This window comes from Streptomyces sp. SID5469 (genome assembly GCF_009862865.1).
Taxonomy (GTDB): domain Bacteria; phylum Actinomycetota; class Actinomycetes; order Streptomycetales; family Streptomycetaceae; genus Streptomyces; species Streptomyces avermitilis.
In genome coordinates this window covers 7,629,948-7,643,953 of sequence record NZ_WWIN01000001.1, presented here as the reverse complement: position 1 = coordinate 7,643,953, position 14,006 = coordinate 7,629,948, and the positions used below count along the sequence as shown (strand labels likewise).

The 14,006-nt window shown below is 72.2% G+C and carries 13 protein-coding genes; 1 reads left to right on the top strand and 12 read right to left on the bottom strand.

Annotated elements, in window-relative coordinates; all coding sequences use genetic code 11:
- Positions 1-79: 79 nt before the first annotated feature.
- The 10 genes from GTY58_RS33120 to GTY58_RS33075 form a co-directional block, all read right to left on the bottom strand.
- Entirely contained in the window at positions 80-1,372 is a 1,293-nt protein-coding gene (locus tag GTY58_RS33120) for a family 43 glycosylhydrolase (RefSeq protein ID WP_107083257.1), read from the bottom strand.
- A 14-nt stretch (positions 1,373-1,386) separates the two neighbouring features.
- Positions 1,387-2,253, bottom strand: a complete 867-nt coding sequence (locus GTY58_RS33115) for a PmoA family protein (protein ID WP_010987771.1) — start codon at positions 2,251-2,253, stop codon at positions 1,387-1,389.
- On the bottom strand, positions 2,250-3,434 hold the full coding sequence (locus GTY58_RS33110) for a Gfo/Idh/MocA family oxidoreductase (protein ID WP_010987770.1): 1,185 nt from the start codon (positions 3,432-3,434) through the stop codon (positions 2,250-2,252). The genes GTY58_RS33115 and GTY58_RS33110 overlap by 4 nt, the downstream gene beginning before the upstream one ends.
- A 95-nt stretch (positions 3,435-3,529) precedes the next feature.
- Positions 3,530-4,432, bottom strand: coding sequence for a carbohydrate ABC transporter permease (locus GTY58_RS33105; protein WP_010987769.1), 903 nt, complete (start codon positions 4,430-4,432; stop codon positions 3,530-3,532).
- Positions 4,429-5,373, bottom strand: a complete 945-nt coding sequence (locus GTY58_RS33100; protein ID WP_010987768.1) for a sugar ABC transporter permease — start codon at positions 5,371-5,373, stop codon at positions 4,429-4,431. Before GTY58_RS33100 ends, GTY58_RS33105 begins: the two co-directional genes overlap by 4 nt.
- A gap of 148 nt (positions 5,374-5,521) precedes the next feature.
- Entirely contained in the window at positions 5,522-7,261 is a 1,740-nt protein-coding gene (araD, locus tag GTY58_RS33095; RefSeq protein WP_010987767.1) for an L-arabinonate dehydratase, read from the bottom strand.
- Positions 7,249-8,157 carry a dihydrodipicolinate synthase family protein gene (locus GTY58_RS33090; protein ID WP_010987766.1) on the bottom strand — a complete coding sequence of 303 codons (909 nt, stop codon included), beginning with the start codon at positions 8,155-8,157 and terminating at the stop codon, positions 7,249-7,251. Before GTY58_RS33090 ends, araD begins: the two co-directional genes overlap by 13 nt.
- Entirely contained in the window at positions 8,154-8,810 is a 657-nt protein-coding gene (locus tag GTY58_RS33085) for a GntR family transcriptional regulator (protein ID WP_010987765.1), read from the bottom strand. The genes GTY58_RS33090 and GTY58_RS33085 overlap by 4 nt, the downstream gene beginning before the upstream one ends.
- 119 nt (positions 8,811-8,929) lie before the next feature.
- A complete protein-coding gene (locus GTY58_RS33080; RefSeq protein WP_010987764.1) occupies positions 8,930-9,682 on the bottom strand; it encodes an MBL fold metallo-hydrolase in 753 nt (250 codons plus the stop codon).
- A gap of 114 nt (positions 9,683-9,796) precedes the next feature.
- The gene (locus GTY58_RS33075; protein WP_010987763.1) at positions 9,797-10,387 is read right to left on the bottom strand and encodes a TIGR03086 family metal-binding protein; all 591 of its coding nucleotides are present in this window, start codon (positions 10,385-10,387) and stop codon (positions 9,797-9,799) included.
- 177 nt (positions 10,388-10,564) lie between these two features.
- Here GTY58_RS33075 and GTY58_RS33070 point away from each other — a divergent pair, with 177 nt between their 5' ends.
- On the top strand, positions 10,565-11,755 hold the full coding sequence (locus GTY58_RS33070; protein ID WP_237528931.1) for an MFS transporter: 1,191 nt from the start codon (positions 10,565-10,567) through the stop codon (positions 11,753-11,755).
- Here GTY58_RS33070 and GTY58_RS33065 read toward each other — a convergent pair.
- Together GTY58_RS33065 and GTY58_RS33060 are read right to left on the bottom strand one after the other, a co-directional pair.
- Positions 11,659-12,891, bottom strand: coding sequence for a hypothetical protein (locus GTY58_RS33065; RefSeq protein ID WP_010987761.1), 1,233 nt, complete (start codon positions 12,889-12,891; stop codon positions 11,659-11,661). The two genes, GTY58_RS33070 and GTY58_RS33065, sit on opposite strands and share 97 nt — an antisense overlap.
- Positions 12,888-13,829, bottom strand: coding sequence for a 5-dehydro-4-deoxyglucarate dehydratase (locus tag GTY58_RS33060; protein WP_010987760.1), 942 nt, complete (start codon positions 13,827-13,829; stop codon positions 12,888-12,890). The genes GTY58_RS33065 and GTY58_RS33060 overlap by 4 nt, the downstream gene beginning before the upstream one ends.
- Positions 13,830-14,006: the final 177 nt, after the last annotated feature.

Sequence of the window (14,006 nt, the reverse complement as noted above, 5' to 3'; positions counted from 1 at the left end):
GGGTTGCGGGGTCTTGCGGCAAGCGCTTGCTACGGAGGTGCGACATTGCGGCTCCCAACAGGCGAACGGTGGGGCGACTTCAGGCCGAGGTGGAGGCGGGGGCAGAGAGGGAGGCGGAGCCGGCGGCGGTGCCGCGGAACCGGGTGAACGTGGCCGCGCCGGCGTGGCCCGCGCCGACGGGCGCGAGCGCGACGAGCCCGATCAGGGCGCCGACCCAGCGCCAGGGGGTGGCGGCGAAGACCGGGCCGGAGGGCCGACGGCCGTCCCCGGTGTCGTACGAGAAGCGGCAGCGCGCTCCCCTGCCGATCTCGATCCACAGCCGGGCCCGCCCGCCGGGCGCGAGCCGCGCGTGCGCGGCGTCCCGCTCCTTCCCCCACTGCCCCGAAGGTGTGGGGGGTGCCCCCATGGCGACGGATTCGTCGAACCGGTGCACCAGCTGGACCGAGCCGTCCCTGCCGCGTTGGAGCCCGATCCAGCTGAACGCGTCGCCCAGCACCGCCAGTCCGGCCCGGGCCCCGGGTTCCTCGCTGTCCAGCCGCAGCTCCACCTCGACGGTGGCGGGCGCGCCGGGCAGCCGCTGGGTGAGCACGTTCGGGAGCTTGCGCAGGTCGTGCGCGTCGGCGGTGCGCACGCAGGTCAGTCGCAGCCCGTCGCCGGAGAGCTGGGTGGCCCAGCCGTCATGGGGGTCACCCCTGCTCGAGCGCAGCCGAGAGCTGGGGAGAGGGTTGGCGGTCCACTGCCACTGACGCCCGAACCGGCCGCCGGGGAAGTCGTCGTCGGTGGCGGGCGCGGAGGGCGGCTGCCGCGGCAGGTCCGGCTTCCTGTGTACGGCCACGGGGACGCCCTCATTCCCGATCACCGGCCAGCCGTCCGAGCCCCGGCGCATCAGCTGGAGGTGGACGACCCGCCCGTACGCGCCCCGCGCCTGGAAGTGCGCGAACCAGTCCTCGCCGGCCGGGGTGCGCACCCAGCCGCCCTGGTGCGGTCCGTCGACGTCGGTGTCGCCCTGCTCCAGCACGATCCGCTCCTCGTACGGCCCGAAGAAGCCGGGCGAGCGGAAGGCGCCCTGCCAGCCGGTCTGCACTCCCCCGGCGGGCGCGGAGATCCAGAGCCAGCCGTAGTGGTGGCGCAGGGAGGGCGCCCACACTCCGCAGTCGTGACGCGGGGTCCGGAACTCGTGCGCCGGTTCGAGGCGCGGGAGCGCATGGCCGACGAGCCTCCAGTTGACGAGGTCGCGGGAGTGCGGCAGGGGCAGGCCCGGGGCCCGGCCGAAGCTGGAGGCGGTGAGGTAGAAGTCGTCACCGACGCGGAGAAGGTCGGGGTCGGACCAGTCGGCGTTCAGGACGGGGGTGCGGTAGGTGCCGTCGCCCAGGTCGGAGGTGAGGATCACGGGCTCACCGCCGTCCGGGCGAGGGCGGCGGCCTCGCCCCGGCCCAGGCTGCCGTCGGCGACGACCGTGACGATGCGGCGTACGACGGTCTCCCCGGCCGCGACGGGCAGCCGTTCCTCGTGCGCCAGGGACGAGCCCACGCCCGGGTACTCGGCGGCGCGCACGAACCACGGATCCCGGCGGGTCCGCTCGGTCGCCCCGGCGAAGACCAGCGTCCAGGTGGCGCCGGCCAGGGCGAGCCAGTCGGCGCGGGTGCCGTGGATCTCTTCCTCGCCCTCGGCAGCGGCGGTGAAGACGCGGGGCGCGCCGGCCTCCTTGCGGGCCCGCCAGAAGAAGCCGCCGTAGGCCGCGCCGGGGCGCCCGTTGGTGGCGGGGCTGCCGATCGAGAGCGGGCCGGGGGTGATGTTGGTGAGCGAGAAGGTGAAGTCCAGGGCCCAGGCGGAGTCGGTGAGCGCGGTGGCGGCGACGGTACGGCGCTCCCGCAGCAGTTCGTTGCCCGCGGCCACCCAGCGCAACTCCTCGACGAACCCGTCGGGGTCGCGCAGCTGGAAGCCGGCGTGGCGCTGGGCGCCGTGGTTGTCCAGCTCGGTGGGGCCCTGGTCGCGGACGAAGGTGCGGCCGCCCCAGAAGTTGAACCCCTCGACGTCGGGAACGGCGACACCGACGCCGAGGTGGTGTGTGTGGTCGGCGGGGCCGCGTTCGGTGACAGCCGTGCCGGCCAGGGTGGTGACCGGGTGCAGATAGGGGCGCGGGGACATCCGGCCGGGCAGTTCGGGCCGCGTGATGTAGCGGCCGACGGGGCGGCCCGCGATCCGCAGGACCGGACAGTCGCCGCTGTTCGTCCTGTTCGTCAAAGGGGTCATCGGCTGCTCACCTCGTTCGGAAGGGCCCAGGAGGCGCCCAGTTCGGAGTAGAGGGCGAGGGTGTCGGCGGCGGCGGCGACCAGCCCGTCGACGCCGCGGACGACCCGGCGGTTCTCACCGGGAATCAGCTCCCAGGCATCGCCCGGCAGCGCGACGGGATCGGGTGCCTGCCGGATCGCCTCGACGACCTTCATGAAGGCGCCCGTCGACTCGGGCGTGACCAGCAGCTCGGCCCCGTGCGTCAGATGCCCGACGAGGTTCTCCAGCAGGTCGGTGCGGTCGTACTCGATCTCCTGCGGGCCGTGTCCCGAGCGCTGCACCAGCACCCGGTCCTGCTTGTACCAGAAGGTGATCCGGCCGCGGTCGCCGTGCACCAGGACGTACGGCTCGTCGGGCTCCTCGGCGCACAGGGTGGCGGCGACGGTGATCCGGCCGCCGGACTTCGTCGTCACCCGCACACAGGAGGTGTCGTCGGACTCGATGTCGTTGGCCCGCAGCAGCTCGGTCTCGATGTCGGTGACGTCCTCGGCGCGGGTGGAGCCGTCGAGCGCGAGGGCGGTGGCGACGGCGTGCGCGAGCGGATTGGTGAGGACGCCGTCGATCACGTCGACGCCGTTCAGCCGGCGCTTGCCCGCCCAGGGCGCACGCCGGTAGTACGCCTCGTCGCGGGCCCAGGCCCCGGCCGCCCCGATGCCGGCCACCGTGCCGAGCGCGCCCTCGGCGATCAGCTTCCGGATGCCGGGCACGGCGCCCGAGCCCAGCGACTGGAAGCCGATCTGGCAGACGACTCCGGCCGCGGCGACCCCGTCGGCCATCCGCCGGAACTCGGCGAACGAGGGGGCGGGCGGCTTCTCCAGGAGGAGATGCACACCCCGCTCCGCGGCTGTCAGCGCCAGGTCGGTGTGGGTGGGGATCGGGGTGCAGATCACGGCGATCGCGGCGCCGGTGGCGTCGAGGAGAGAGCCGAAGTCGGCGGACTGCTCGGGCACGCCGAGCCCGTCCAGCTCCTCCTCGGCCAGCGGGGTCAGCTCGCAGATGCCCGCGAGCCGGACGAGCCCCCGGTCCTGGAGCCGGCGGATGTTGTCCAGATGCCAGCGGCCGTGGCCACGGGCGCCCGCGAGAACGATCGGCACAGGAGCGGTCTCAGGAGCAGTCACGGAAGCGGTCACGGAAGCAGTCATGGAAGCGGCCCCAGGAGCAGTGTCGTCGGGGTCGGCCGGAGTGCTGAGCAGCGCGCCCACCGGGTCGGCCACGGAGGTCGGTCGCGGAATCCGCCTCACCCCTTCACCGCCCCCGCGCTGAAGCCGGTGATCAGCCACTTCTGGATGAACGCGAAGACGACGACCACGGGTACGGCGGCGATGATGCCGCCCGCGGCGAGCGCGCCGAGGTCGACGCTGTCCGCGCTCATCAGGGTGTTGAGGCCGACGGGGATGGTCTGCTTGTCCTGGTTGCTGAGGAACATCAGGGCGAACAGGAAGTGGTTCCAGGCGTGCACGAAGGCGAAGGAGCCGACGGCTATCAGTCCGGGCCGCAGCAGCGGGAGGACGACGATCCGGAAGGCCGTGAACCGGTTGCAGCCGTCGACCCAGGCGGCCTCTTCCAGGGAGTACGGCACATTCCTGATGAAGCCGCTGATCAGGATCATCGACAGCGGCAGCTGGAAGACGGTCTCGGCGATGACGACGCTGCCGAGCGAGTTGATCATCTGGAGCTTGGCGAAGATCTGGAAGAGGGGGACGAGCAGCAGCGCGCCGGGCACGAACTGGGAACAGAGCAGGGCCAGCAGGAAACCCCGCTTGACCCTGAAGTCGAAGCGGGCGAGGGCGTAGCCGCCGGCGAGCGCGATGACGGTGGTCATGACGAGCGTGGCGACGCCGATGAGGACGCTGTTCTGGAAGTACGTGCCGAAGCTGCGCTCGGTCCACACCTTCTCGAAGTGCTCGAAGGTCATCGGCCACGGCACGAGCGACGTGGAGCCGGCCGGGCGCAGGGCGAAGAGCAGGATCCAGTAGAAGGGGATCAGGGTGAAGAGCAGGTAGCTGCCGAGGGGGAGGTAGATCTGCCAGCGAGGGGCCTCGTCCCAGGCGCGCCGGGTCTTCCGCGGCCACTGCTGCGGCGCCGCGGGCTCGGGCGCGGGCACCACCGGGGCGCTGATCTCGGCGTCCTTGGTGATCACTTGTCTCCACCTCCGAACTTGCTCAGCCGCAGATAGACGATCGAGAAGAAGAGCAGGATCGTGAACGCGACCGTGGTCAGGGCGGACGCGTAACCGAAGTTGTGCGCGTCGACACTGGTGTTGGCGATGTAGAGCGGCAGCGTGGTCGTCTCGCCCGCGGGGCCACCGCCGGTGAGCGTGTAGAGCAGATCGACGTTGTTGAACTCCCAGACCGCGCGCAGCAGCGTGGACAGGACGATCGCGTCCTTCAGGTGCGGCAGCGTGATGTGGAAGAACTGGCGCAGCCGGCCGGCGCCGTCGACCTCGGCGGCCTCGTACAGGTCCTTCGAGACGGACTGGAGGTCGGCGAGGATGAGGATCGCGAAGAAGGGGACGCCCCGCCACAGGTCGGCGATCACCGCCGCCGGGAAGACGGTCGAGGTGTCCGACAGCCAGCTGGTGCCGTACTCACCGACACCCATGTCGGCGAGGTAACGGGTGATGCCGGTCTGGGAGTTGTAGAGCAGCACCCAGATCGCGGAGGTCAGCACACCGGAGACGGCCCACGGCGAGAAGACGAGCGCGCGGCCCAGCGCCCGGCCCACGAAGGTCTGGTTGACGATGAGCGCCAGCGCCAGGCCGAACAGCAGTTGCAGTCCGACCTCCACGACGACCCACTTGGCGCTGAAGGTCAGCGTGTCCCAGAACTGGGTGTCCTTGGTGAAGATCTGGACGAAGTTGTCGAAGCCCGCGTAGCCGTTGCGCCACGGCTTGGTCGGGTTGAAGTTCCGCAGGCTGTAGTAGAAGACGCTGAGCACCGGGTAGGCGATGAAGCCCAGCATCAGCAGGCCCGCCGGCGCGATCAGCAGATACGGCAAATACGGCAGTGTGCGGGGCGTCGCCGAGCCACGGCGCCGCCGGGGTGGCGCGGGCTGTTTCGCCACGGCTGCGGCTTGGGCCATGACTGGTCTCCGTTCTTGTGCATGTCCTGTGCGGGGAAGCGCTGCGCTTGCGGTGCGCGGTCTTGTGGTGCGCGGTCTTGTGGTGAAGCGCTTCGCGTACGGCGTTCGGTATGTCGGTCATGCGGAGTGCGGCCGGTACGGCCTCTCCTCAGCCCGCGTACGGGTCCTGCACCTTGCCCGGCCGGGCCAGGAACGCGAAGTCGCAGCCGGTGTCCGCCTGGGTGATCTGTTCGTTGTAGAGCGCGCCGTAGCCGCGCTCGTACCGCTCGGGCGGCGGCGTCCACCGGGCCCCGCGCCGCTCCAGCTCCGCGTCGTCCACGTGGAGCCGCAGACTCCGCGCCTCGACGTCGAGGGTGATCGTGTCCCCGGTCCGCACCAGGGCGAGCGGCCCGCCGACGTACGACTCGGGCGCCACGTGCAGCACACAGGTGCCGTAACTCGTGCCGCTCATCCGGGCGTCGGAGATCCGCACCATGTCCCGTACGCCCTGCTTCAGCAGGTGGTCCGGGATCGGCAGCATGCCGTACTCGGGCATGCCGGGGCCGCCCTTGGGGCCGGCGCCTCGCAGCACCAGCACGCTGTCGGCGGTGATGCCCAACCCGGGGTCGTTGATGGTCCGCTGCATCGTCCGGTAGTCGTCGAAGACGACCGCGGGCCCGGTGTGCTTGAGCAGCCGCGGCTCGGCGGCGATGTGCTTGATGACGGCGCCGTCGGGACAGAGGTTGCCGCGCAGGACGGCGACTCCGCCTTCGTCCGCGACCGGGTTCGCGCGGGTGCGGATGACGTCGTCGTCGTGCACCTGGGCGGAGGCGAGCTGCTCGCGCAGGGTGTCGTACGAGACGGTCGGCCGGTCCAGATGCAGCAGATCGGTGATCCGGGAGAGGAATCCGGGCAGTCCGCCCGCGAAGTGGAAGTCCTCCATGAGGTACGGGCCGCCGCCCGGCCGGACGTTGGCGAGCACCGGCACGGTCCGGGCGATGCGGTCGAAGTCGTCGAGCGTGAGGGAGACCCCGGCCCGTCCGGCCATCGCGATCAGATGGATGACGGCGTTGGTCGAGCCGCCGAGGCCGAGGACGGTCGTCACGGCGTCCGCGAAGGCCTCCTCGGTGAGGATGTCGGACAGTTTCCGGTCGCCGCGGACCAGTTCGACGATCCTGAGCCCCGCGGCCGCGGCCATCCGGTCGTGCCCGGAGTCGACGGCGGGGATGCTGGAGGCGCCCGGCACCGTCACCCCGAGGGCCTCGGCCGCGGCCGTCAGCGTGGACGCCGTACCCATGGTCATGCAGTGGCCGGGCGAACGGGCGAGGCCGCTCTCCAGTTCGGACATCTCGCAGTCGCCGATGAGGCCGGCCCGCTTGTCGTCCCAGTACTTCCACATGTCGGTGCCGGAGCCGAGGACCTCGTTGCGCCAGTGGCCCGGCAGCATCGGCCCGGCGGGCACGAACACGGCCGGCAGGTCGACGGAGGCGGCGCCCATCAGCAGGGCCGGCGTGGACTTGTCGCAGCCGCCCATGAGCACGGCGCCGTCGACCGGGTACGAGCGCAGCAGCTCCTCGGTCTCCATCGCGAGCAGGTTGCGGTAGAGCATCGGGGTCGGCTTCTGGAAGGTCTCGCTCAGCGTCGACACCGGGAACTCCAGCGGGAAGCCGCCCGCCTGCCACACACCCCGCTTGACCGCCTGCGCACGGTCCCGCAGATGCACATGGCACGGGTTGATGTCGCTCCAGGTGTTGAGGATCGCGATGACCGGCTTGCCCAGGTGCTCCTCGGGCAGGTAGCCGAGTTGGCGGGTGCGCGCCCGGTGGCTGAAGGAGCGCAGACCCGACGAGACGCCGCTCCCGTACCACTGGTGGCTTCTGAACTCCTCCGGGCGCTTCACAGGGACCACCCCGCCGCGATGGCGGCGACTTCCGCCCGCTCGTCCTCGGGCAGCGGCTTGCTGGGGGCGCGGACGTCACGGCGGCACAGGCCGAGTGAGGCGAGGGCCTCCTTGACGACGCTCACGTTGTTCGCGGAGCCGCCCGCGGCGCGCAGTTCCTCGAAGCGGCGGATCTGCTCCCAGACCTTCATCGCGGCCTGGTAGTCGCCCGATCGAAGCGCTTCGATCATGTTCAGCGAGACGGACGGGGCGACGTTCACCAGCCCCGAGGTGAAGCCGGTGGCACCGGCCGAGAAGTACGAGGGGGCGTACGGCTCGGCCAGTCCGGCCACCCATACGAACCGTTCGAGGCCGGCGTCCCGTGCGAAGGCGGCGAAGCGGGCGGCGTCCGGCACCGCGTACTTCACGCCGACGACATTGGGGCAGTGGTCGGCGAGTTCGGCCAGCCGGGCACCGGGCAGCAGCGGATTGCGGAGGTAGGGCACGACGCCCAGCTCGGGCACGGCCTCGGCGACGGCCCGGTGGTAGTCGACCCAGCCGGCGTCCGAGACGTACGGATGCACGGGCTGATGGATCATCACCATCTGCGCTCCGTGCGCCCGGGCGTGCCGGGCCGAGGCCACGGCGGTCGGCACGTCGTGCCCGACGCCGACCAGAACGGCCCCCCGGTCCCCCGTCTCCTCGATGGTCAACTCGGTGACGAGCTGCCGCTCTTCGGGGGTGAGGGCGTAGAACTCACCGGTGTTGCCGTTCGGGGTGAGGGTCTTGACGCCACCGTCGAGCAGTCGACGCAGCAGAGCCCGGTGGGTGTCGCGGTCGACCGACCCGTCCTCGGCGAACGGGGTCACGGGGATCGCCACGACCTCGGCGAGCGCCGTCCGCTGGGCCTCGTACGTCGCTGTCATTCCTGACCGTCCTCTCCCTGGGCCTCGGGAAAGGCCCGTTGCACGAACGACGCGATGTGCGCGTGGAGGGCGCTCGCCGCGCCGTCGGCGTCCCCGTCCAGGGCGAGCCGCAGGATCTCCCGGTGCTCGTCGGCCTCGCGCTCCCAGGAGGGGTCGGCGGCCCAGGCCACGGCGGAGACGAGCGCGGCCTGGTCGCGGACCTCGTCGAGCATCCGGCCGAGCAGCGGGTTGCCGCAGCACACATAGAGGGCGCGGTGGAACTCCCGGTTGGCGAGGGAGCGTTCGGCGGTGTCGGCGGCCCGGTCGGAGCGGGTGAGCGCGTCACGGGCCGCGGCCAGGGAGGCGCCGCGCCGCACCGCGCGCCGCAGCGCCTCGGGCTCCAGGAGCAGCCGCACGTCGTACACCTCGCGCGCCATGTCCGCGTCCACCATGCGCACCGTGACGCCCTTGTACTGGTTCATCACGACGAGCCCGGTCCCGGCCAGGGTCTTGAGCGCCTCCCGCACAGGCGTCTTGGACACCCCGAACTGTGCGGCCAGTTCGGTCTCGACCAGGGCCTGGCCGGGCGTCAGCTGCCCGGTGAGGATGCGGTGTTTGATCCCCTCCAGCACGTACTGCGTGCGGGACGGGATCGGGGTGGGCACAGAGGTCATGCGCGCCTCTCGGATCTCACATATCGCGTCTCATATATGACGTACGAAGTACGACGCGTTGAAGGTAGGAGCGCGCAGGCGGTTCGTCAACGCTTCTGACAAAGGAGGTCGCGATGACGTCAGACGATTGTGGTGGTGCCTTCGCGGGCGGTGACGGCAGGACGGCCGAAGACCGCGGCGGCGCGTCCGGCCGCCGCCTCCGGGGTGAGCGTGGGTCCCACGTGGGTCACGAGCAGCTCACCCACCCGTGCCTCCCGGGCCGCCGCCCCCGCGTCCTCGGGGGTCAGATGGACCTGTTCGCCTTCGCGATGCCGGTCGATGTCGGCCTCACAGAGGAACACATCGGCACCGCGGGCGAGTTCGGTGAGCGTCCCGCACGGGCCGCTGTCCCCCGAGTACGCGAGGACGCGCCCCTGGCACTCGGCGCGCAGCCCGTACGCCTCGATGTCGTGCGCGACGGCGCGGGCGGTGAGACGGAGGTTCCAGTGCCGGACGGTGTGCCCGTCGTACAAGGGACGGAAGTCGAAGACCCCGCTGAGGAACCGCTCGTTGGGCCGCCCGAAGAACCCGGCGAGCCGCTGCCCGCAGGCGCGCGGCGCGTAGAGGGGAATCGGCGCCGGCGGGGTGAGCCCTCCGTACGCGAGTCCGTACACCGCCGCCAGCAGATCGGCGCTGTGGTCCGCGTGCAGATGGGAGATCCAGATGGCCGTGAGCCGCGCGGGATCCGTGTGCCGCTGCAACTCCGCGAAGGTTCCGAACCCGGCGTCCACCCACACCTCGGCGCCCCCGCCGCGCAACAGATAACCGGAGGAGGGGCGGCCCGGCGCCGGGTGCGGGGAAGCGGTGCCGAGGACGGTGAGGGCGAGGGGCATGCCCGGAGCGTACGGTTCTCCGGCCACGCGATCCGCCGGTTTGCGTGTGTTGGCAGGCAGGCCCGACCCTCCAGCCGCGCCGCGCTCTCGCTCCGGCTGGGGCAAGGGCTAGGGCTAGGGCTTCCAGCCGGGGTCCCGGCCGCTCAGGCCGATCGCGCGGTCCAGCAGCGGCGCGTCCCGCGGTACGGGCACGACGGGGCCGAAGATGCCGCCGCCGCGGCTCGGGTCCTCGGCCGCGGCGACCAGGAAGCCGTACGCGGCCCGCAGCGCGCCCTGGTCCGGCGTGTACTCCTGGCCGGTGGCCCGCGCCAGGTCCCAGCCGTGGATCACCAGTTCGTCGGCCACCACCGCCCCGGCGACCGCGCCCGGCAGGGTCACGCCGCCGGCCCGGGTCTCACCGGTCCAGGCGGCCGGGTCGCGCCAGGTCTCGGCGAGTTCGTCGAGCACTTTGGGCAGCTCCTCGCGCCAGCCCGGTCCGATGTCCGGCACGGCGGCTTCAGGGCTGGTGTCCGTCGTGGCGCCCAGGTCCTTGCGGCCGGCGTCCCGGAAGGCGACGGTGAGGCCGAGCAGATGGCCCAGCATGTGGTGCACCGCGTAGCCGGGACACGGAGTGACGGCCGTGAGCTGCTCCTCACGCACCGCCTCCGCGAGACGCGCCACGATGCGGGCCTGCGGGCCGAGGTCGAGGGTCGTGTGGTCAGTCATCCGCTTCTCCTCCGGGGTCTGCTCTGGGGTCTGCTCTGAGTTCTGTTCCACTCCAGGGGTAGACCGGCGGCGTAGGCGGAACTCATCGCCCGCCCACCACACGTCCTGGTCATAGGGCATCTGCCCGATCCGCACGGTGGGGCCTCAGAGCCAGCATGACCAGGCATGACATGGACGATGACGCGTGTCCTGAGGGACCGCAACGCGGGGTTGTACCTGGCCGGGGTGGTGGTCTCCGGCTTCGGATCGTCGGCGATGTGGCTGGCCTCGGGCATCTGGGTCAAGGACCTGACCGGTTCGAACGGCCTGGCCGCACTGTGCGTCTTCGCCCTCTGGGCACCCACACTCGTCGGCCCCGTGCTGGGCACACTCGCCGACCGCACCCGCCGCCGCCCGCTCCTGATCGGCACGAACCTGGGCGTGGCGGCCCTGCTGCTCGCCCTCTTCACCGTGGACTCGCCGGGCAGTCTGTGGCTGCTGTTCGCGGTCCTGCTGGTGTACGGCGCGGCCGGCGTGGTCCACGACGCGGCGGAGTCGGCCCTGGTGGCCGCCGCCGTCGACAGCTCCCTGCTGGGCGACTTCAACGGCCTGCGGATGACGGCCAACGAGGGCATGAAGCTCGTGGCACCGCTCGCCGGGGCGGGCCTGTACGCGGCGTACGGCGGCGCGATGGTCGCCCTTCTGGACGCGGTCACCTTCGTGCTGGCGGCCGGCCTGTACGCGCTGCTGCGGGTGCGCGAGGACGGGCCGGAGCCGCCGCCCGACGGCCTGCGGGCGCGGGTCGCCGAGGGCGTGCGCCATCTGTGGGGCCGGGGGGAGTTGCGCCCGCTCGTCCTGGCGGGCGGCGCGACGATGCTCTTCGCGGGTGTCAACGGCGCCCTGATCTACGCGGTCGTCGACGGCCTGGGGCGCTCCCCCGCGTACGTCGGCCTGCTGTACGTCGTCCAGGGCGCCGGCTCGGTGACGACCGGCCTGGCCGCGGGTCCCCTCCTGCGCCGGCTCGGCGAACGCCGCTTCGCCTCGTCCGGGATCGCGCTCACCGCGGCGGCCCTGGCGCTGCGCGCGGTCCCGTCCGACGCGGCCGCCCTGACGTCCGCGGCGGCGGTGGGCGCCGGCCTTCCCTGTGTGCTGATCGCCGCGTTCACCGCCGTGCAGCGCGAGACGCCCGGCGCCCTGCTCGGCCGGGTCACGGCCACCGCCCACACGCTGATGTTCGCGCCGAACGCGGTGGGACTCGCCGTCGGGGCAGGTCTGGTCGGACTCGTCGACCGTCAGACGCTGTTGGTGCTGCTGGGTCTCGCCCTGCTGGCGACAGCGTCGGTGCCGCTGCGCGCGGGTGCCCGGCCGAGCCGTGCCAGCGCCTCCTGAACCGTGGCCAGGTCGGCGTCCGAGGCGAGCCCCGCGTGGTAGAGCCGCAGTTCCGTGGCGCCCAGACGAGCGGCCCGGTCCGCGTCCTCGGCCAGTGTGCCCGGGCTGCCGCCCATCCCCGAGACGACGGTGAGGTTGGCCGCGAGCACGGCGCCGGTGCCCTGCTCGGCGAACGGGGTGAGCAGGGCCGCGCCGCCCGTGCACGGCACGACCACACCGTCCGCGACGGACAGGATGTGCGCCGGGTCGACCCCGGCGTTCGCCCCGCAGTGGTACGCCACCGGGTCCGCGTGCAGCAGGACCTGGAAGCCGTCCGGGGCGGCCGCGCGGACCGCCGTGACGGCCGCCTCCTGGAGCGTGCGCGCCGTTTCCTCGCGCCACGCGCGCGTGGCCGTCGCGAGTTCACTGCCCAGGAGCTTCTCGACCGTCGTCCAGCCCCCGTCGGACGGGGCGCCGCGCCACACGGGCTCCAGGGCCGCCCGTACGGCCACCGCGAGCGCGCCCGCGTCGAGTTCCCGACCCGCGTACCCCTGCCGGCAGGCCGAGCAGAAGCAGAGCGACATGAGGTACTGCCCGGCGTCCCCGAGCCCCGTCCCGCCGATCTTGTCGTGGGCGTGCAGATGCGCCAGTCCGTACCAGCCGAGCGACTCCAGTTCCGTACCGCGCGCACCGGGCCGTACCGCCGCCTCCGCCGCGAGGTCGACCAGGTACGCGCGCGTGGTGGGCTGTGCGATGCAGGGCGCCCAGGGATAACGGTCCCCGTAGGCGTTGACCACGTTGGTGCACGGAAACTCCTCGCCCAGACGGGAGTTGTGCGCGAGCACGACCCAGGTGTGCACGTCGAGTCCGGCCCCGGCCAGCGCCTCGGCGGCCTCCCCGTACGCGTCGCCCAGCGCCCAGTCCCCGGCGGCGTACGGCCGCAGAGTCCGGCCCTTCCACCGCTTGCCCGGCGGGTAGAGCACGGCGGCGTGTTCGGCGGTGACGATCCGGTGGCGGGGGTGGCGGGGGGTCAGCGCGCGCGTGGAGTGGTACGCGGACGCGAGCGTCACCTGGGGTACGCCGAGCCCGGCGATCCGCTCGGCCGCCGCCGGATCCCCGTTGACATCCCAGGGATAGACGAATGCGGATGCCTTCACATGCCCTCCTGAAGCAGCGCGTACCCGCGGTCGACGAGCTGCGCCAGCTGTTTGACGTGGTCCTCGGTCGGCTCGTGCAGCGGCGGGCGCACCTCGCCGACGTCGAGGCCGCGCAGCCGTACCCCCGCCTTGACCAGCGAGACGGCATAGCCGCGGCCCTGCGCGCGCAGATCGACGAAGGGCCGGTAGAAGCCGTCGAGCAGCCGGTTGACGGTGGCGTCGTCACCGGAGTTCAGCGCCTTGTGGAAGGCCAGGGCGATCTCCGGCGCGAAGCAGAACACGGCAGAAGAGTAGAGCGTGATGCCGATGCCCCGATAGGCCAGGCCGGTCAGCTCGGCGGTCGGCAGCCCGTTGAAGTACAGGAAGTCGCCCGGGACTTCGGTGCGCACGGCACTCACGACGCGCTGCATCAGGTCCAGGTCGCCGAGCCCGTCCTTGAAGCCGATGATCCCGTCCGTGCGGGCCAGCTCGACCACGGCCTCGGGGGTGAAGACGGCGTTGTCGCGCTGGTAGACGATCGTCTCCAGGGAGGTCGCCGCGGCCAGCTCCCGGTAGTGCCGCAGCAGCCCCTCCTGCCCCGCGACGACGAGATAGGGCGGCATGGCGAGCAGCCCGTCGGCCCCGGCGTCCTGGGCGAGCCGCGCGAACCGCACGGCGAGGGCCGTCCCGTAGCCCGCGCCCGCCACCACGGGTACGCGTCCCGCGGTCTCCTCGACGGCCGCGCCGACGCATCGCTCGAACTCCTCGGGCGCCAGCGCGTGGAACTCCCCGGTGCCGCAGCACGCGAAGACGGCGGCGGCGCCCGCCTCGACACCCCGGCGCACGTGCTCGCGGTAGACGTCGAGGTTCAGCGCGCCGTCCGGACGGTAGGCGGTGACGGGGAAGAACAGCGGGCCACTGGGGATGCTGAGTCGAGCGGCGAGAGGTGCTGACGTCACGGGGCTCTCCCTTGAAACAGGCGCTCAGGCCGGCACCCACACCGGTGCACGTTTCTGATCCATGTCTATATTTCTGAACGCGCCTACGCTAAAGCGCTCCCTCAGGGGCGGTCAAGCACACACGCCCGGGTCACGGGAGCGGATTGCCCACGTCCGCGCGACACTTGACGGCACCTG